We start from the raw sequence: 17,965 nt of genomic DNA, 5'->3' as shown, positions 1-17,965 counted from the left end.
CCCTTTTCTGAAAAGCGGGCCGGACAAGTCTGGGAACTACTGTAGTTCGCCAATGTGACGGCTAAATCAGCCGAAGGAATGATTTGCATGATGAAGGTATGAGTGGCGGGCGTTGACGGGCGGCAAGGTTGAACTAGACACTGCGGCGGCAGCTTCAGGATTTGTGCTGGAGCCAAAGGCCCTTTCGCGGGCACGCCCGCTCCCACAGGTACTACACACCCCGCAGGTTGGTGGGGTCCTGTGGGAGCGGGCATGCCCGCGAATGGCCACAACACCGAAATCCCGCCCAGCCTCGGAGAACTTCATGCCCAGCCCGCGTCGCGCCGTGTTTCTCGATCACCAGTCCCTGGACCTGGGCGATCTCGACCTCTCGCCCCTGAAGCAGCAGTTCGATGAGTTCGAACTGTTCGCCGCCACTCACCAGGAGCAGGTCGCCGAACGCCTGCAGGGCGCGGTGGCGGTAGTCAGCAACAAGGTCATGCTCGACGCCGCGACCCTGGCCGCCAACCCGCAACTGAAGCTGATCCTGGTGGCCGCCACCGGCACCAACAATGTCGACCTGGCGGCCGCGCGCGCCCAGGGCATCACCGTGTGCAACTGCCAGGGCTACGGCACACCGTCCGTCGCCCAGCACACCCTCGCCCTGCTGCTGGCCCTGGCCACCCGCCTGTGCGACTACAACCAGGCGGTAGCCGACGGCCAGTGGGCCAAGGCCAGCCAGTTCTGCCTGCTGGACTTCCCCATCGTCGAACTGGAGGGCAAGACCCTTGGCCTGCTCGGCCACGGTGAACTGGGCGGCGCGGTGGCGAGGCTGGCCGAAGCCTTCGGCATGCGCGTGCTCAGCGGGCAGCTCCCCGGCCGCCCGGAACGCGCCGACCGTTTGCCACTGGACGAGTTGCTGCCGCAAGTCGACGCCCTGACCCTGCACTGCCCGCTGAACGAGCACACCCGACACATGCTCGGGGCCCGCGAACTGGCCCTGCTCAAGCCCAACGCGTTGGTGGTCAACACCGCCCGCGGCGGCCTGATCGACGAGCAAGCGCTGGCCGACGCCCTGCGCAGTGGCCACCTGGGCGGTGCCGCCACCGACGTGCTGAGCGTGGAACCGCCGGTCAATGGCAACCCGCTGCTCGAACCCGGCATCCCGCGCCTGATCATCACCCCGCACAGCGCCTGGGGCGCAGTGGAATCGCGCCAGCGCATCGTCGGCCAGCTCAGCGAGAACGCCCAGGCCTTCTTCGCCGGGCAGCCACGCCGCGTGGTCAGCTGAGCCCGACGCCCGCCTCTGCTACACTGCGCCACTTTTTTCCAGGAGGCGTCGTCCATGGACCCGCGCAGTGAAGTGTTGCTCCGCCAGGCAGAGCTGTTCCAGGGCCCGCTGCTGCTCGCCGGCGCCCCCGCCGACGGCCTGCTCGGCCAGTTGCCCCAGGCCCGGGCCTGGACCTGGCATGCGGGCGACCAGGCCATGCTCGAGAGCCGCTTCGCCGGGCGCAGCCACTATGCAGTGGAGCCCCCTGAAGTGGCTTTCGACAGCGCCGTGCTGTTCCTGCCCAAGTCCCGCGAACTGGCCGCCTACCTGCTCAACGCCCTGGCCTCGCGCCTGGCTGGCCGAGAGCTGTACCTGGTCGGCGAGAAACGTGGCGGCATCGAGGGCGCGGCCAAGCAGCTGCAGGCCTTTGGCAAGCCACGCAAGCTCGACAGCGCCCGCCATTGCCAGCTGTGGCAGGTGACCATCGAGCACGCGCCAGAAGCCAAGCCCCTGGAAAGCCTGGCCGAACGCTTCGAGCTCAGCCTGGAAGACGGCCCACTGCAAGTGGTCAGCCTGCCCGGTGTGTTCAGCCATGGTCGCCTCGATCGCGGTACCGCCCTGCTGCTCAAGCACCTCGACGGCCTGCCGAGCGGGCATGTGCTGGACTTCGGCTGCGGTGCCGGGGTGCTGGGCGCCACGGTCAAACGCCGTTATCCGCAAAACCGGGTGACCCTGCTGGACGTGGATGCCTTCGCCGTGGCCGCCAGCCGCCTGACCTTGGCCGCCAATGGTCTGGAAGGCGAAGTGATCAGCGGCGACGGCATCGACGCGGCGCCGACCGAGCTGAGCCTGATCCTGAGCAACCCGCCGTTCCACACCGGGGTGCACACCAACTACCAGGCATCGGAAAACTTGCTGAAAAAATCGGCCGTTCATCTGCGAAAAGGTGGCGAAATGCGCCTGGTTGCCAACAGTTTCCTGCGCTACCAGCCACTGATCGAAGGGGCGCTGGGCAACTGCCAGGTACGCGAGGAGGCGGACGGTTTCCGCATCTACCAGGCAACACACGGATAAAAACAGCGCTTGCCGAAAGCGTTTTGCCTAGGCAGAATCCGCACCGTCCTAGGGGAGTAGTCTCCCGCGAGCGCCCAGCTCGCCCGGTACGCGTCAACATACTTGGTCCACAGACCATGGCGCGTGCGACCCTCCATGCCAGCCTGCATGGCGAGATCCGTATAGACGGATCCAGGGTTTGACAAGACCTATGACACGCACACCTTACCCGGGGCGGGGAGGCTGTACGTGTCATAGCCGTGTCGACCCGCCCCCGTAGGAATCCTGATGCTGGAATCTCTGTTGGTCCCCACCGCCATCGTTGCCCTCGCCGAAATCGGCGACAAGACGCAATTGCTCGCGCTCATAATCGCTGCCCGCTTCCGCAAGCCCTGGCCGATCATCGCCGGCATCATCGCCGCCACCCTGGCCAACCATGCCGCGGCTGGTGCCGTGGGCGCGTGGGTCGGCAGCTTCTTCAGCGACTCGGCACTGCACTGGATCCTGGCTGCGAGCTTCACCGCCACAGCCCTGTGGACCCTGGTTCCGGACAAGATGGATGACGACGAGAACCCGGCACGCCGCTTCGGGCCGTTCCTGACCACGCTGATCGCGTTCTTCCTGGCTGAAATCGGTGACAAGACCCAGGTCGCCACGGTGATGCTGGCAGCACAGTATCCGTACCTGATCATGGTCATTATCGGTACCACCCTGGGCATGCTGATTGCCAACGTGCCGGTGGTTTTGGCGGGCAACTTCGCGGCGGACAAACTGCCGCTGACGCTGATCCGTCGCCTGGCGGCCACGGCGTTCTTCGTGCTGGCGATCGTGGCCGTGTACTCGGCGATGAAAGCCAGTGGCTGGGTGGGCTAACTGCTGACGGGGGCCCGCTCTGCGGCCCAATCGCCGGCAAGCCAGCTCCCACAGGGTGCTCTATCGGCCTCAAGGCCTGTGCAATACCTGTGGGGCTTGCCGGCGATTGGGCTGCAAAGCAGCCCCTTACGGTCTTACTTCTTGGCCGCCTGATACAGCGGCATCACCTTCGGAATGGCCGCCTGCAACGAAGCAATGCGGCTCTGGGACGCCGGGTGAGTGCTCATGAACTCAGGCGGTGCGCCTTCGGAAGCCTGGCTCATCTTGTTCCACAGGGTGATCGCGGCATTCGGGTCGTAACCGGCACGCGCCGAGAGTTCCAGGCCGATCAGGTCGGCTTCGTTCTCGTTGGCCCGGCTGTTGGGCAGGGTCATGGCATAGTTCACCACGGTATCGGCCATGGCCATGCTCCCCTGGCCGAGGCCAAAGAGGGCACCGGCGCCCTGGCGCGCCATTTCCACACCATACGCCTTGGACATCGCCTCGCGGCTGTGCTCACGCAGGGCGTGGGCGATCTCGTGGCCCACCACCGCAGCAATTTCCGCATCGGTGAGCTTGAGCTGATCGATCAGCCCGGTGTAGACGATGATCTTGCCGCCAGGGCCGCAGTTGGCGTTGAGCTCGTCGCTCTTGATCACGTTCACTTCCCAGTTCCATTGCGCGGCATCCGGGCGGAACTTGGGGGTCTGGGCGATCAGGCGGTTGGCAATTACCTGCACACGCTTGGCAACAGCGCTGGACTTGTCGAGTACGCCTTTGTTCGATGCTTCACCCAGGGTCTGCTGGTACGACTGGGCGTACATCTGGTTGACCTCATCGGTCGAGAGCATGCTGAACATGTACTGCTGGCGCTCGACGCCGACAGCACCGCCGCTGGTGGTATTCACCGCCTGGCAGCCGGCTAGCAGGATGCCAGCACTCAACAGGCTGACGACAAAAGACTTACGCATGAAAACACTCCCTTTTTACATGCGCCGTATCGTAGGCCGAGTCGCTTGGGGCCGCCATAGCCGCACGGAAGAATTTATTTGCCTGCACCGGCCTCTTCGCGGGCACGCCCGCTCCCACAGTGGATACAGTAAACCTGAAGGCCGTGTAATACCTGTGGGAGCGGGCATGCCCGCGAAGGGGCCGGTGCGGGTAGCCCCTCAAGCCGGGGTCAGGCACTCCGGCGCATCCAGCTTCGGGTCATTGACGAAATGCGCCAAGGCCCGCTCGCGCAACGTCGCCGGCGGGCTGGCCAGCAACTCATGCAGCCGGGCCAGCGGCGTGTCCGGGTCAAGCCAGGCGGCCTGCCCTGCCTCGTCCAGTATCAGCGGCCGACGCTGGTTCATCGCCGCCTGGGTCACCACCGCACAACTCAGCCAAACCTGGTCCTGCACCGGGTAGGCCTCCCACACGGCGGCGAAGTACAGCGATGCGCCCTCCCCCGGGGTCAGCCAGTACGGGCGCTTGCGCACGCTACCGCGCCATTCGTAAAAGCCGTTGGCCGGCATCAGGCAGCGGCGCTGGCGAAACGCGTCGCGAAACATCGGCTGCTCGGCCAGGGTTTCGGCACGGGCATGGGCGGGGGTACGAGACAGGTCGGTGAGCCAGGCCGGGGTCAGCCCCCAGCGCGCCCTGGCCAGTTGCAGCTGGCCGTCGAGCTGGCGCTGGATCAGCACCGAAGCCCCGGGCGAGATGTTCCATTGGGCTGGCTGGCCAACGGGAAAGCCCGGCAGACTGGCAAGAGCCTGGGGCCAGCGAAACAGGGCGTAACGTCCACACATGGGCGAATTCAGAACCTAGCAGATCAAGGTACCGGGGAAACTCTCCGGTTCGTCGCCAACCAGTGGCTGGGCGTCATTGTACGCATCGATCAGCTGCCGTGCGTACTCGGCCTGCTCATCAGCCACGGCAAGCCCCAGCAAACCCTGCATCGGCAGCTCACCGGCAGCACCGACCAGGTCACGGCCAACCAGGTGTGCCTCGATCCCCTCGCTGGCGAGCATGCCCGCCAGCATTTCAGCCTCGAGCAGGCTTTCCGGTTCGTAGATGCGCTGCATCAGTCATTCTCACCGAATACATCCAGCATCCACTCCTCGCCATGAACTTGCAGCACGAAGCGGATAGGCTTGCAGCATACCTGGCAGTCCTCGATGTACTCCTGATCGCCACCGGACAGGTCCACCGTGGTTTCGACTTCTTCGCCACAATAAGGGCAATCGTAGATAGCAGTTTCCAGCATCGCGGCCTCCGGGGTGACTTATGCGTATAATTGCCGGTCTGTTTACAGGGCCTGTGTGTGTCCGAGCCGTTTTTCGGAGCCCGTCCCTACCTTATTACCCTAGCCGTTTCCAACAAGAGAGCATGATGGGCGAATTCGATGCCATCCGACCGTACGACGACGCTGAGGTCCCTGCCGTTCTGGCACGCCTGCTCAGCGACCCGGCATTCCTCGATATCCTCACCCACTTCCGCTTCCCGCGTGCGGCCGGTGCTCTCGGCTGGTTGCTCAAACCGCTGATCGCCCGCCGCCTGCGCAAGGAATTCGCCGGTGTCACCTGTGTCTCGACCTTGCAGGACAAAGTCGAGTACTACGTCGACCAGACCATCGACCGCGCCACCGACGGCGTCACCTATTCGGGCGTGGAGCAGCTCAAGGCCGGCACCGCTTACCTGTTCCTGGCCAACCACCGTGACATCGTCATGGACCCGGCCTTCGTCAACTACGCGGTGTACCACGCCGGCCTGCCCACGCCGCGCATCGCCATTGGCGACAACCTGCTGCAAAAGCCGTTTGTCAGCGACATGATGCGCCTGAACAAAAGCTTCATCGTGCACCGCTCGATCAGTGGGCGCCGCGAAAAGCTGGCGGCCTACCAGCTGCTCTCGGCCTACATCAACCATTCGATCCGCAACGACGCCACGTCGATCTGGATCGCCCAGGCCGAAGGCCGGGCCAAGGACGGTGACGACCGCACCGATTCGGCGATCCTCAAGATGTTCCACATGAGCCGCAAGGACGAGCCGTTCGGCGCGGTGATCCAAAGCCTTAACCTGACACCGGTTTCGATCAGCTACGAATATGACCCCTGCGACCAGGCCAAGGCCCGCGAGCTGTACATCCGCGCCACCACCGGCACCTACAAGAAGGCGCCGGGCGAGGACGACAACAGCATCGCCAAGGGCATTACCGGCTACAAGGGCCGGGTGCACATCAACTTTGCCCCGCCGGTGACCGAGTACCACGAGGACACCAAGCAGCTGGCAGTGGAAATCGACCGGCAGATCCTCGGTGGCTACCGGCTGTTCCCGGTGCACTACCTGGCCTATGCGATGTGGGATGGCAAGGATGAGGCGCTGCAGGTGCCGAGCGCCGAGAAGGTGTTCCCGGCTGATGAGCTGGCCCGGGCCAAGGAAGAATGGCAACGCCGCCTGGATGCCTGCCCCGAGGAGCAACGGCCGTACCTGGTGTTGCAGTATGCGACGCCGGTGCGCAACCAGTACCAGGTAAGGCAGCAGGCACCGGTTGCCTGAGCGAATGCCGGGGCTGCTTTGCAGCCCATCGCCGGCAAGCCAGCTCCCACAGAGACCGCATTTCCCTCAGGCTTGTGTAATCCTGTGGGAGCTGGCTTGCCGGCGATGGGCCGCAAAGCGGCCCCGGAATCTCAGACCCAGGTACTGAACCAGGACAACAGCAGCGCCATCGCCAGGCACGAAAACCCAAGAATGTAGAAGTACCGCGGTACCCGCAGGTCGAACGCGTCCACCACCCCCTCGTCCACCGCCATGTATTCGCGGGTCTCGGCCTCGCGCCGCCGCGCACTGTGCAGCAGCAACCCACCCGGGCAGGTCAGCAGCAGCGCCAGCAGATTTATCAGCTTGGTCGGGTGGGCGGCCAGGAACCCCCAGAGCACTTGCAAGGACATCACGCAACCTCGGTATGAGCGACGGCAAAGGCCGGCATTCTACCCAAGTCGTGCCCAGACGCCCGGCCCAGGCGACAAAGTGTCATCAAATTTCATCTGGCATGGCATGAAGATTTGCCGGCCTCTTCGCGGGCACAGACAACAAAAAACCCGCTGCCTGGAACACAGGCAGCGGGTTTTGTTTTACAGCTGAAGCCTTACTGCCCCAGCACCTGACCGATGGTCGGGTCCTTGAACATGCGGGTCAGGGCATCGCTCAGCACATCGCCCACCAGCTGGGTGTTGGTTTCCTGGTTCGGCGCCATGCCGAAACGCTGGTCCAGCGAAGCGCCGTAACGGCCACTGTAGCGGCGGCCGCCATTGGACACGTCGGCACGGAAGGTGGCGCCGATGGTAGCCTCGGTCACGTACAGGTTGTCTTTCGGCGACTGGTACTTCAGCTCCGCCAGGGTCACGGTCAGCTGCGGCGCGTTGTAGGCGTTCGGCGTCGGGGTGAAGCCGAGCAGGCGCACGGCGGCTTCGGCCTGGGCCTGCAGCTTGGGCACGATGTCGTTACCGCTGACGCTGATGGTGCTGGTCTCGGGGTACATGCCACCGCGAGTGCCCAGGGACTGCGAGGCCCGGCCGTCAACCACCCGGACCACTACCGGCTGGCCATGGCCGACCGGGGCGAGCTGGGCCTTGAGCGTGGGTTGCGGATTGAGTTGTTGCGGGCTGTGGGCACAACCGACCAGGCTGAGGCTGGCCACGGCGATCAAACCGAACAACAGACGTTGCAACATGCGCGTTACTCCAGAAAATGCGGCGAAGGCCCACAGTATACCTAGCCACGCATCGACCAGTCATCGGTCCGGCCCGCTTGTCACAATCGTTTCATCGCCGCGCCCTTATCCTTGCGCCAAGCCCTAACGCACAGGACTCGCTGCCATGGCCTCGCTCTGGACCCTGCTCTTCCAACGCCCGCGCCACAACACCTATGCCCGCCTCGACGCGAACGGCAAATGCCTGGCCTTCAAGCAATGCAGCCAGGCGCCCAGCGGCAGCGGCTGGGTCCAGATCAGCGAAATCCAGCTCGCCTGGCTGGGCCGCGAACTGCCCGCCAGTGCCCGGGTTTGCGCCCGCGCAAGCCGCCGCTGGCACCAGCGCATCCTCGCGGCCTGACAAACGCTGCAATAAAAACCACGAATGGCGACATTTCTGCCCGCGACATCGCTATAATCTCCCCCCGATTATAAGGACGTCTCCTGATCGGGCCCCGCACTCGCCGATTGACCCCGGCAACTTCAACGCTTCGCCCACAGAGAGCCTTCCACTCAGGTCTTGCATCGGCTGTCGTGCCTGCTTTTCCGGCCCTTCACACTGCATGAACCTGCGGGTTGCCATCGCGCAGTCCCCTTTTGAGGTTCACGTCTCCAAAAGAGCGTGAAAAAACGGTTTTCACAACTTCACAAGAGTGTGGCGAGCAAATGAACAGTCTGGCATGTGCAAAAGCGGCAGATGTGTCCCGAACAGCCCTGAACAGGCGGCAAATGCGCTCATCCCGTATGAGTGTCTGAGCCGTTCCATAACGCACGCACGACACCTTGACCATAAGTCGAATTGCCGCACCCGTGGCAAACCGCGTTCAATACGCGAACCCGAAGACTGATTGGCGGTGTCCGCGGAAGTTGCAAGAACTGCGAAAAGTCGGACATGGCGACCCTGGCGAACCCAGGTCCTATGCTGTCAATTAGGTAGCTGTAGATTGTGGAGACGCGTTAAATGGCGCAGAACGAATCGGTTGATGTGGTACTGGTAGGCGCGGGCATCATGAGTGCCACCCTGGCCGTACTGCTCAAGGAGCTCGACCCGACCCTGAAGCTTGAGGTCGTGGAGGCGATGGACTCCGGAGCCGCGGAAAGCTCCAACCCCTGGAACAACGCAGGCACCGGCCACGCCGGCCTGTGCGAGCTTAACTATACGCCCCAGGCCGCCGATGGCAGCATCGACATCAAGAAGGCCGTGCACATCAACACCCAGTTCGAGGTTTCGCGCCAGTTCTGGGCCTACCTGAGCAAGAAGGGCAACTTCGGCTCGGCACGTGCCTTCATCAACCCTGTCCCGCACCTGAGCTACGTCGAGGGTGACAAGGGTGTTTCCTTCCTCAAGAAGCGCTATGAGCTGCTCAAGCAGCACCATGCCTTCGCGGACATGGAATACACCGAAGACAAGGCCGTGATGAATGACTGGATGCCGCTGATGATGCCAGGCCGCCCAGCCGACCAGCACATCGCCGCCACCCGCGTGCTCAAGGGCACCGACGTCAACTTCGGCGCCCTGACCAACAAGCTGCTGAAGCTGCTGGGCGACTCGCAGGATGCTCAGGTCAAGTACAGCAAGAAGGTCGTCGGCCTGCGCCGTAACGGCAAGGGCTGGACCGTGAGCATCAAGGACGTCAACAGCGGCGGCAGCCGTGAAGTGGACGCCCGCTTCGTCTTCCTCGGCGCCGGTGGCGCGGCCCTGCCGCTGCTCCAGCTGTCGGGCATCCCGGAAAGCAAAGGCTTCGGCGGCTTCCCGGTCAGCGGCCAGTGGCTGCGTTGCGACAACCCGGAAATCGTCAAGCAGCACCAGGCCAAGGTCTACAGCCAGGCTGCGGTCGGCGCCCCACCGATGTCGGTACCGCACCTGGATACCCGCGTGGTCGATGGCAAGAAATCGCTGCTGTTCGGCCCATATGCCGGCTTTACCACCAAGTTCCTCAAGCACGGTTCGCTGATGGACCTGCCGCTGTCGGTGCGCATGGGCAACATCGGCCCGATGCTGGCCGTGGCCCGTGACAACATGGACCTGACCAAGTACCTGGTCAGCGAAGTGATGCAGTCGATGGAGCAGCGCCTGGAAGCCCTGCGTCGCTTCTACCCGCAGGCCAAGGCCGAAGACTGGCGCCTGGAAGTGGCTGGTCAGCGCGTGCAGATCATCAAGAAAGACCCGAAGAAAGGCGGCGTTCTGCAGTTCGGTACCGAGCTGGTCTCGGCCCAGGACGGCAGCCTGGCTGCACTGCTCGGCGCATCGCCGGGTGCTTCGGTGACCGTGTCGATCATGCTGGAACTGATCGAGCGCTGCTTCCCCGAGCAGGCCAAAGGTGCCTGGGCTGCCAAGCTCAAGGAAATCTTCCCGGCTCGCGAGAAGACCCTGGCGACCGATGCTGCCCTGTACCACAAGATCAGTGCCGACAACGACGTGGCGCTGGACCTGGTGGAAAGCAGCCCGGCGGCCAAGCATTACGCCTGATTCGGCCGGTAACGAAAAAACGCCCCTCGGGGCGTTTTTTTGTGCCTGGTTGCTCATTCACCTGTGCCGGCCTCTGCGGGCATGCCCGCTCCCACAGGTTTTGGCGTCGCCCTCAGGCTGTGCACCATCCCTGTGGGAGCGGGCGTGCCCGCGAAAGGGCCGTCACAGGTTAAAAATCAGCCACGGGCCTTGGCGATGATCTCGATGTAATCCGACGCATTGCGCTGGTCGGCAATCTGCTCGACAAAGGTCTTGCCGTGCTCATCCTTGCCATCCAGGTCCAGCCCAGCCTCGACGAAGAAGCCGACAAAACGCTCGAAATCGTCGATGCGCAGGCCGCGGTAGGCCTTGACCAGCTTGTGCAGCGACGGCGATGTCACGCCATCGGCCGGCTCGAACTGAAGGAACGACTTGATGTAGTCGTCGCTGATCTCGTCACCGATTACCTGTTTCTTGTCTTTACGCATTGCCGACTCCAACTGGACCATCACGAAATTTCGAAGGCCGGCAGTGTACCCCCCGCAGGCCGGGCGCCTCAACGCGTACGTACGGTACCGGTGTGCAGGTCGGCCCAGACGTGGCCGTTGCCGTACGTGAGGAACTGCACATACAGCGTCTCGTTACGCAGCAGGTCCATGATCACGCGGTAGTCGCTGAGCGGGTAATTCAGGCTCAGGGTGCGGGTTTTGTCGTCGTATACGGGTTTCTTCAGGCTCTTGGCCGCTTCACCGTCAAAGGTCAGCAGCACCTGGGCTATGGTCGCGCCCTTGCTCAGCGGCTTGCCCTTGAGGCGCACCTGCAACGACGAGGTGATCGGGATCGGCTGCTGGTCGGACTGGCGCTGGGTACCCACTACCACCGAGTAGTCGGTCACTTGCAGCAATTGCTGGCCAGTCGGCGCTTCCTGGCGCAGGGACTGGTCATCAGGTGGCAGGAACTGGCTGTGCAGCGGTGCGGCGGCGAGTGGCAGGCTGACCGCCAGCAGGAGGGGAAGAAACGCACGCATGTGAGGCTCCTTGAATGAAGGAGCACTCTAGCACGGCCTGCACAGGCTCTTGTAGGAGCGGCCTTGTGTCGCGATGGGCCGCAAAGCGGCCCCGGCCATGTTGGTGGCGAAGCTTCAATCGAGGGGCTGCTGCGCAGCCCGATCGCGACACAAGGCCGCTCCTACAGTTGAGTGCGCCGGCCTGACATCAATCGAACTGCGCGCGCATCCAGGCCTGGTACTCGGCCACGCCTTCTTCACCTTCGCGCGGAGCCCAGTGCGCATGCTCGCCTTCACCCACCGGCCGATACGGCCCGGCCTTGCACTCGAACATGATGCTGTCCGGCTCCAGCACCACCAGCCCATGATAAATACCAGGTGCCAGGTCCACACCCAGGCAATCACCCCCCGCCTTCAGCACTCGCTTGTCGGTCACCGCCCCCTGCTCGTCGAAGAGCAGCAGGCCCAGGCAACCCTTAAGCACGACCAGCGTTTCGGCTTTGTCATCGCGGAGGTGCCGATGCGGAGGGATGTAGGTGCTCGGTTGCAGCCCGACCGCCATGCGGTGGCAAGGCTCTTCCATCTCATGGAAATTGTGATGCTGCCGCCCGCGTGGGTTGGCGGCAGCCTGTGCAGCCAGCCCGGCGAACAACGATTGGTCGATGAACGCAGGCTGGCGCATGATCACAGCCCCTTTACGGCGAAGATGCCGTTGGCGTTGCGCCAGTAGCCTTTGTAGTCCATGCCATAACCGAAGATGTAGCGGTCGACGCAGGGCAGGCCCACGTAGTTGGCCTTGAGCTCCGGGCTGGCCTTGCGGTCATGGTCCTTGTCGATCAGTACCGCGGTGTGCACCGAGCGCGCGCCGGCATGCTTGCAGAACTCGATGATGGCGCTGAGGGTGTGGCCTTCGTCGAGGATGTCATCGACGATCAGTACGTCACGGTCGATGAACGACACTTCGGGCTTGGCCTTCCAGAACAGCTCGCCGCCGCTGGTCTGGTTGCGGTAGCGGGTGGCGTGCAGGTAGCTGGCTTCCAGTGGGAACTGCAGGTGGGTCAGCAGTTTGCCGGAGAAGATCAGGCCGCCGTTCATCACGCAGAACACAACCGGGTTCTTGTCGTGCAGGTCCTTGCAGATCTGCTCGCCGACTTTGGCGATGGCCGCTTCGACTTCGGCTTCGGTGTACAGGCAGTCAGCTTCACGCATGACTTGACGGATATGCTCGAGATCGGCGGACATGGCGCTCTCCGGGGGTGCATTTTGGAAAAGCGGGCAAAGGTACGCATCCGCTCGTCACAGATCAAGCATTTATGGACTAACGTCCAGAATGACCAGACGACAGCACAGGCTGAATAGATTAATCTAGCGCGGTTTTTTTGCCCGCCTTTCGGAGCCCCCCTATGCCCACTCGTGAGATCCGCCATCCGCTGATCCGCCACAAGCTCGGCCTGATGCGCCGTGCCGATATCAGCACCAAGAATTTTCGCGAACTTGCCCAGGAAGTCGGCGCGCTCCTGACCTACGAAGCCACCCAGGACCTGCCGCTCGAAACCTACGAGATCGATGGCTGGTGCGGCAAGGTGCAAGTTGAAAAAATCGCCGGCAAGAAGATTACCGTGGTGCCGATCCTGCGTGCCGGCATCGGCATGCTCGACGGCGTGCTCAGCCTGATCCCGGGTGCCAAGGTCAGCGCCGTCGGCGTTGCCCGCAACGAGGAAACCCTCGAAGCCCACACCTACCTGGAAAAGCTCGCGCCGGACATCAACCAGCGCCTGGCCCTGATCATCGACCCGATGCTGGCCACCGGCGGTTCGATGGTCGCCACCATCGACCTGCTGAAGAAGGCCGGCTGCAAAGAGATCCGCGCCATGGTCCTGGTCGCCGCGCCAGAAGGCATCGAAGTGGTGGAAAAAGCCCACCCGGACGTGCAGATCTACACCGCCTCGATCGACCAGCGCCTGAACGAACACGGCTACATCGTGCCGGGCCTGGGCGATGCCGGTGACAAGATCTTCGGCACCAAGCAAAAGGACGCCTGACCATGCAGGACGGCTTCAACGACCCGCTCTGGCGCCAGGTCGTTTCGGGCGCGCAGATGCTCTTCGTGGCATTTGGCGCGCTGGTGCTGATGCCACTGATCACCGGCCTCGATCCGAACGTCGCGCTGTTCACCGCCGGTATCGGCACCCTGCTGTTCCAGCTGGTCACCGGCCGCCAGGTACCCGTGTTCCTGGCCTCGAGCTTTGCCTTCATCACCCCGATCATCCTCGCCAAGGGCCAGTTCGGCCTGGCCGAGACCATGGGCGGCGTGATGGCCGCAGGTTTCGTGTACACCTTCATGGGCCTGATGGTGAAAATCAAAGGCACCGGTTTCATCGACCGCATGCTGCCACCGGTGGTGATCGGCCCGGTGATCATCTCCATCGGCTTGGCCATGGCGCCGATCGCCGCCAACATGGCGATGGGCAAGGCCGGTGACGGCAGCGTGCTGCTGCCCTACAAGACCGCCATGATGATCTCGATGCCGGCCCTGCTGACAACGCTGATCGTCGCCGTGTTCGGCAAGGGCATCTTCCGTCTGGTGCCGATCATTGCCGGCGTGTTCGTAGGCTTTGCCCTGTCGTTCGCCTTTGGCGTGGTCGACACTGCCAAGATCGCCGCCGCACCGTGGCTGGAGCTGCCCAACTTCACCGCGCCAGCGTTCAACTGGCAGGCCATCCTGTTCATCGTCCCGGTTGCCCTGGCACCGGCGATCGAGCACATCGGCGGGGTGATCGCGGTCGGCAGCGTGACTGGCCGCGACTACCTGAAGAAGCCCGGCCTGCACCGCACCCTGCTGGGCGACGGCCTGGCCACTACCGCAGCCGGCCTGTTCGGCGGCCCGCCCAACACCACCTATGCCGAAGTGACCGGCGCGGTGATGCTGACCAAGAACTACAACCCGAAGATCATGACCTGGGCGGCGGTCTTCGCCATCACCCTGGCCTTCATCGGCAAGTTCGGCGCACTGCTGCAAAGCATCCCGGTACCGGTGATGGGTGGCATCCTGTGCCTGCTGTTCGGTTCGATCGCGGCGGTGGGCATGAACACCATGATCCGCCACAAGATCGACCTGGCCGAAGCGCGCAACCTGGTGATCGTGTCGGTGACCCTGGTGTTCGGTATTGGCGGCGTACTGATCGGCAGCGGTGACGGCCCGGATGACTGGGGCCTGAAGGGCATCGCCCTGTGCGCCATCGTGGCAATCGCCCTGAACCTGATCTTGCCGGGCAATGATGGCTGGAAGCACAAGAAGCTGGATGATCAGTTGCCTTGATCCGGCTTTAGCCTGATCTGGCCCTATCGCCGGCAAGCCAGCTCCCACAGGTACCCCACAGATTTCGAGAACTGTGGAATACCTGTGGGAGCTGGCTTGCCGGCGATAGGGCCAGTACAGGCAACCTGAAAGTCAGGCCTTTTCGCACATCCCCGCCAGCGCCTTCACCCACTCCGGGTGATCATTCAGGCAAGGCACCAGCACCAGCTCCTGCCCGCCGGCCTCGACAAACTGCTCGCTCCCGCGCATGCCGATCTCTTCCAGGGTCTCGATGCAATCGGCCACGAACGCCGGGCACATTACCAGCAGCTTCTTCACTCCAGCCTTGGCCAGCTCGTCCAGCCGCGCCTCGGTATAGGGTTCGATCCACTTGGCCCGCCCCAGTCGTGACTGGAACGACACCGACCATTTGCCATCGGGTATGCCCATCTTCTGCGCAAAGGCCCTGGCCGTTGCCAGGCACTGCCCGCGGTAGCAGACCGCGCGCATGTCGGCACTGGCATCCTTGCAGCAATCGGCCGCCTGGAAGTCATGCTTGCCGGTAGGGTCCAGTTTCTTCAAGTGGCGCTCCGGCAAGCCATGGAAGCTCAGCAACAGGTGATCGTAATCCTGCTCCAGGTAAGGCCGGGCGCTGGCGACCAATGCCTCGATGTAGTCCGGGTGCTCGTAGAATGGCTGCAGCACGCGAAGTTGCAACGGCAAATTGCGTTCATTGACCGTCTGCCTGGCCAGTTCCACCACAGTGGTCACCGTGCTGTCAGCGAACTGCGGGTACAGCGGCGCCAGGGTCACCTTGCGCACCCCCTGTGCCACCAGGCGCTCCAGCACCTCGGGCAAGGCCGGCTGGCCATAGCGCATGGCAATCTCCACCGGGCCATGGGGCCAGTGCTCGACCATCGCCGCCTGCAAGCGACGGGTAAGCACCACCAGCGGCGAGCCTTCCTCCCACCAGATCGAGCCATAGGCGTGCGCCGACTGCTCCGGGCGCTTGACCAGGATCAGCGACACCAGCAGGCGCCGCACCGGCCAGGGCAGGTCGATCACGTACGGGTCCATGAGGAACTGGTTGAGGTAGCGGCGCACATCGGCCACCGAGGTGGAGGCCGGGGAACCCAGGTTGACCAGCAGCAGGGCGTGATCGGTCATGCAGCGTCCTATGTCAGAGGCGGCTGGACAGGTTGTCCAGGGCCGATTGCAAATCGTTGAAGCGGAAAGTGAAGCCTGCCGCCAGCAAGCGTACCGGGCGGGCGCGCTGGCCGCCGAGCAGCAGGGTCGACAGCTCACCCAGCCCGGCCTTGAGCAGCAGTGCCGGCACTGGCAGCAGCGCCGGCCGGTGCAAGGTGCGGCCAAGGCGCCTGGCGAACTCGCGGTTGCGCACCGGCTCCGGGGCGCAGGCATTATAAGGACCGCTGGCATCCTTGTGCTGCAAGAGAAAATCAATCAGGGCGACCTGGTCTTCTATATGGACCCAAGGCATCCACTGCCGCCCGTCGCCCAAAGGCCCGCCCAGCCCCAGTTTGAAGGGCAGGCGCAGGCGCGACAAAAAGCCGCCATCACTGGCCAGAACCAACCCGGTACGCACCAGCACCACGCGAATGCCCTGGGCCTGGGAACGCAGCGCTGTCTCTTCCCAGGCAATGCACAGCTGGCTGGCAAAATCTTCGCGCACCGGCGGTGAAGCCTCGGTCAGCTCGCGTTCGCCACCGTCTCCATACCAGCCCACCGCAGAGCCGGAGATCAGCACTTCCGGGCGCTGCTCGCGGCTGCCCAGCCAAGCCAGCAACTGCTCGGTAAGGGTGACGCGGCTGGCCCACAGCAGGTTGCGCCGGGCCGCCGTCCAGGGCCGATCGGCAATCGGCGCACCGGCCAGATTGATCACTGCGTCCAGGTGATCATCCGCCTCCAGTTGCTCCAGGCGGGCAATGCCACGCACGCCGGTCCCACAAATTATCGGCACCTGTTCAGGTCGCCGACTCCACACCGTCAAGCGATGACCCTGGCCGAGCCAGTACTGGCACAGGTGCTTGCCAATCAACCCGGTGCCGCCTGTCAGCAATATATGCATGGCTGTGTCCTCGCAGAATGCGGCGGTGGTCTATTTTTAACATCAAGGCACTTTTTTGACCCGACGCTCTCGGATAAACATAGGCCAACCTGCCTGCCAACACGGAATAACCTTATACAACATTTGAGCATTGTACAGGTTTGCCTGACAGCGTAGTCTGCTTACAGCAAGGTTTGAAGAGGCCATCATGACAGTACCTATTGCCATCATCGGGGCCGGTATCGCCGGTCTGTCAGCCGCCCAGGCCTTGCAGAAGGCCGGGCAATCCGTGCATTTGTTCGACAAGGGCCACGGCAGTGGCGGTCGCATGGCCAGCAAGCGCAGCGAAGCTGGCGCGCTGGACCTCGGCGCCCAGTATTTCACCGCCCGTGACCGGCGCTTTGTCGAGCAGGTACAGCAGTGGGTTGCCGCTGGTTGGGCCGAGCAATGGAAGCCACAGCTGTACAATTACCGCGATGGCGAACTCACCCCTTCACCCGACGAGCAGACGCGCTGGGTGGGCGTGCCGCGCATGAGTGCAATCACCCGCGGCCTGCTCAAGGACGTGACGGTCAACTTCGGTTGCCGCATCGCCGAAGTGTTCCGCGGCAAGCAGTACTGGCACCTGCAGGACACCGAAGGCTGCAGCCACGGCCCCTACAGCCGCGTGGTGATCGCCGTGCCGGCGCCACAGGCCACGCCGCTGCTGGCCGCGACCCCGAAGCTCGCTGCCGTGGCCGCCGGTGTGCAGATGGAGCCCACCTGGGCCGTCGCCCTGGCCTTCCAGACCCCGCTGGACACCCCGATGCAAGGCTGCTTCGTGCAGGACAACCCGCTCGACTGGCTGGCGCGCAACCGCAGCAAGCCCGGGCGTGACGAGCAGCTCGACACCTGGGTACTGCACGCCACCTCGGACTGGAGCCGGCAACACATCGACCTGCCCAAGGAAGAAGTGATCGAACAGCTGTGGGGCGAGTTCGCCGAACTGGTCGGCTGCGTGGTGCCGGCACCTACTTTTGCCTTGGCCCACCGCTGGCTTTATGCCCGCCCGAGCAGCAACCATGAATGGGGCGCGCTGGCCGATGCTGACCAAGGTTTGTACGCCTGCGGTGACTGGTGCCTGTCCGGCCGTGTCGAAGGCGCCTGGCTCAGTGGCCAGGAAGCGGCGCGTCGGCTGCTCGAACACCTCGAGTGATGTAGGGTTATACAAAAAAACTGGTTTGCATAACTTCCGGGCTGTGCTGGAATGAACCTGTACAAC

At 63.6% G+C, this 17,965-nt stretch carries 21 protein-coding genes and 1 riboswitch; of the genes, 9 read left to right on the top strand and 12 right to left on the bottom strand.

The annotated features are described in order from the left end of the window. The first annotated feature begins 304 nt into the window (after nucleotides 1-304). The 3 genes from CAG22_RS09960 (at nucleotide 305) to CAG22_RS09950 (ending at nucleotide 3,175) form a co-directional block, all read left to right on the top strand. Nucleotides 305-1,270, top strand: a complete 966-nt coding sequence (locus tag CAG22_RS09960; protein WP_085587358.1) for a 2-hydroxyacid dehydrogenase — start codon at nucleotides 305-307, stop codon at nucleotides 1,268-1,270. Nucleotides 1,271-1,324: 54 nt separating this feature from the next. Beyond that, nucleotides 1,325-2,323: a class I SAM-dependent methyltransferase gene (locus CAG22_RS09955; RefSeq protein WP_085705407.1), complete on the top strand. Its 999-nt coding sequence runs from the start codon at nucleotides 1,325-1,327 to the stop codon at nucleotides 2,321-2,323. Between the two features lie 39 nt (nucleotides 2,324-2,362). After that, nucleotides 2,363-2,502: riboswitch (yybP-ykoY riboswitch) on the top strand. An 88-nt stretch (nucleotides 2,503-2,590) separates the two neighbouring features. Continuing rightward, a complete protein-coding gene (locus CAG22_RS09950; RefSeq protein WP_085705405.1) occupies nucleotides 2,591-3,175 on the top strand; it encodes a TMEM165/GDT1 family protein in 585 nt (194 codons plus the stop codon). A 134-nt stretch (nucleotides 3,176-3,309) separates the two neighbouring features. Here CAG22_RS09950 and CAG22_RS09945 read toward each other — a convergent pair whose 3' ends face one another. From CAG22_RS09945 to CAG22_RS09930, 4 genes are all read right to left on the bottom strand, one after another. Further along, a complete protein-coding gene (locus CAG22_RS09945; RefSeq protein ID WP_025337703.1) occupies nucleotides 3,310-4,125 on the bottom strand; it encodes a M48 family metallopeptidase in 816 nt (271 codons plus the stop codon). 198 nt (nucleotides 4,126-4,323) lie between these two features. Beyond that, nucleotides 4,324-4,944, bottom strand: a complete 621-nt coding sequence (locus tag CAG22_RS09940; RefSeq protein ID WP_025337702.1) for an SOS response-associated peptidase — start codon at nucleotides 4,942-4,944, stop codon at nucleotides 4,324-4,326. Nucleotides 4,945-4,959: 15 nt separating this feature from the next. Beyond that, nucleotides 4,960-5,220, bottom strand: coding sequence for a putative signal transducing protein (locus tag CAG22_RS09935; protein ID WP_025337701.1), 261 nt, complete (start codon nucleotides 5,218-5,220; stop codon nucleotides 4,960-4,962). After that, nucleotides 5,220-5,402: a CPXCG motif-containing cysteine-rich protein gene (locus CAG22_RS09930; protein ID WP_012270508.1), complete on the bottom strand. Its 183-nt coding sequence runs from the start codon at nucleotides 5,400-5,402 to the stop codon at nucleotides 5,220-5,222. Before CAG22_RS09930 ends, CAG22_RS09935 begins: the two co-directional genes overlap by 1 nt. Nucleotides 5,403-5,527: 125 nt before the next feature. On the opposite strand from CAG22_RS09930, the gene CAG22_RS09925 reads away from it, so the two are divergent. After that, entirely contained in the window at nucleotides 5,528-6,694 is a 1,167-nt protein-coding gene (locus CAG22_RS09925; RefSeq protein WP_025337700.1) for a 1-acyl-sn-glycerol-3-phosphate acyltransferase, read from the top strand. Between the two features lie 131 nt (nucleotides 6,695-6,825). On the opposite strand, the gene CAG22_RS09920 is transcribed toward CAG22_RS09925, so the two are convergent. Then, nucleotides 6,826-7,086, bottom strand: coding sequence for a hypothetical protein (locus CAG22_RS09920; protein ID WP_012270506.1), 261 nt, complete (start codon nucleotides 7,084-7,086; stop codon nucleotides 6,826-6,828). A 197-nt stretch (nucleotides 7,087-7,283) separates the two neighbouring features. After that, nucleotides 7,284-7,868: a YajG family lipoprotein gene (locus tag CAG22_RS09915; RefSeq protein ID WP_013970929.1), complete on the bottom strand. Its 585-nt coding sequence runs from the start codon at nucleotides 7,866-7,868 to the stop codon at nucleotides 7,284-7,286. A gap of 145 nt (nucleotides 7,869-8,013) precedes the next feature. Between CAG22_RS09915 and CAG22_RS09910 the strand changes: the two genes are divergently transcribed. Next, on the top strand, nucleotides 8,014-8,247 hold the full coding sequence (locus CAG22_RS09910) for a hypothetical protein (RefSeq protein WP_085587352.1): 234 nt from the start codon (nucleotides 8,014-8,016) through the stop codon (nucleotides 8,245-8,247). A gap of 600 nt (nucleotides 8,248-8,847) precedes the next feature. Further along, complete coding sequence (mqo, locus tag CAG22_RS09905; RefSeq protein ID WP_025337698.1) at nucleotides 8,848-10,356, top strand: malate dehydrogenase (quinone); 1,509 nt, start codon at nucleotides 8,848-8,850, stop codon at nucleotides 10,354-10,356. A 176-nt stretch (nucleotides 10,357-10,532) separates the two neighbouring features. Here the strand turns inward: mqo and CAG22_RS09900 are convergent, their stop codons facing one another. The 4 genes from CAG22_RS09900 to CAG22_RS09885 all read right to left on the bottom strand — a co-directional run bounded on the left by CAG22_RS09900 (nucleotide 10,533) and on the right by CAG22_RS09885 (nucleotide 12,583). Further along, nucleotides 10,533-10,823: a PA4642 family protein gene (locus CAG22_RS09900; RefSeq protein ID WP_015268954.1), complete on the bottom strand. Its 291-nt coding sequence runs from the start codon at nucleotides 10,821-10,823 to the stop codon at nucleotides 10,533-10,535. A gap of 68 nt (nucleotides 10,824-10,891) precedes the next feature. Beyond that, on the bottom strand, nucleotides 10,892-11,362 hold the full coding sequence (locus tag CAG22_RS09895; protein ID WP_025337696.1) for a hypothetical protein: 471 nt from the start codon (nucleotides 11,360-11,362) through the stop codon (nucleotides 10,892-10,894). 187 nt (nucleotides 11,363-11,549) lie between these two features. After that, complete coding sequence (locus CAG22_RS09890) at nucleotides 11,550-12,023, bottom strand: WbuC family cupin fold metalloprotein (protein WP_025337695.1); 474 nt, start codon at nucleotides 12,021-12,023, stop codon at nucleotides 11,550-11,552. Nucleotides 12,024-12,025: 2 nt separating this feature from the next. Continuing rightward, a complete protein-coding gene (locus CAG22_RS09885; RefSeq protein WP_003256346.1) occupies nucleotides 12,026-12,583 on the bottom strand; it encodes a hypoxanthine-guanine phosphoribosyltransferase in 558 nt (185 codons plus the stop codon). 161 nt (nucleotides 12,584-12,744) lie between these two features. Here CAG22_RS09885 and upp point away from each other — a divergent pair, with 161 nt between their 5' ends. Both upp and CAG22_RS09875 read left to right on the top strand, forming a co-directional pair. Next, on the top strand, nucleotides 12,745-13,383 hold the full coding sequence (gene upp, locus CAG22_RS09880) for a uracil phosphoribosyltransferase (protein WP_011532223.1): 639 nt from the start codon (nucleotides 12,745-12,747) through the stop codon (nucleotides 13,381-13,383). 2 nt (nucleotides 13,384-13,385) lie between these two features. After that, nucleotides 13,386-14,660 carry a uracil-xanthine permease family protein gene (locus CAG22_RS09875; protein WP_085587350.1) on the top strand — a complete coding sequence of 425 codons (1,275 nt, stop codon included), beginning with the start codon at nucleotides 13,386-13,388 and terminating at the stop codon, nucleotides 14,658-14,660. Nucleotides 14,661-14,792: 132 nt separating this feature from the next. Here the strand turns inward: CAG22_RS09875 and hemH are convergent, their stop codons facing one another. Then, nucleotides 14,793-15,806 (bottom strand): ferrochelatase, encoded by a 1,014-nt coding sequence (gene hemH, locus CAG22_RS09870; protein ID WP_085705403.1) that lies wholly within the window; start codon nucleotides 15,804-15,806, stop codon nucleotides 14,793-14,795. A gap of 13 nt (nucleotides 15,807-15,819) precedes the next feature. Next, nucleotides 15,820-16,725 carry a TIGR01777 family oxidoreductase gene (locus CAG22_RS09865; protein WP_085705397.1) on the bottom strand — a complete coding sequence of 302 codons (906 nt, stop codon included), beginning with the start codon at nucleotides 16,723-16,725 and terminating at the stop codon, nucleotides 15,820-15,822. Nucleotides 16,726-16,912: 187 nt separating this feature from the next. Here CAG22_RS09865 and CAG22_RS09860 point away from each other — a divergent pair, with 187 nt between their 5' ends. Continuing rightward, nucleotides 16,913-17,899: an NAD(P)/FAD-dependent oxidoreductase gene (locus CAG22_RS09860; protein WP_025337691.1), complete on the top strand. Its 987-nt coding sequence runs from the start codon at nucleotides 16,913-16,915 to the stop codon at nucleotides 17,897-17,899. The last annotated feature ends 66 nt before the right edge of the window (nucleotides 17,900-17,965 follow it).

Source organism: Pseudomonas sp. B8(2017) (assembly GCF_002113575.1).
GTDB lineage: Bacteria > Pseudomonadota > Gammaproteobacteria > Pseudomonadales > Pseudomonadaceae > Aquipseudomonas > Aquipseudomonas putida_Z.
The sequence above is the reverse complement of the archived record's forward strand: the minus strand, read 5'-3'. Positions and strand labels throughout refer to the sequence as shown.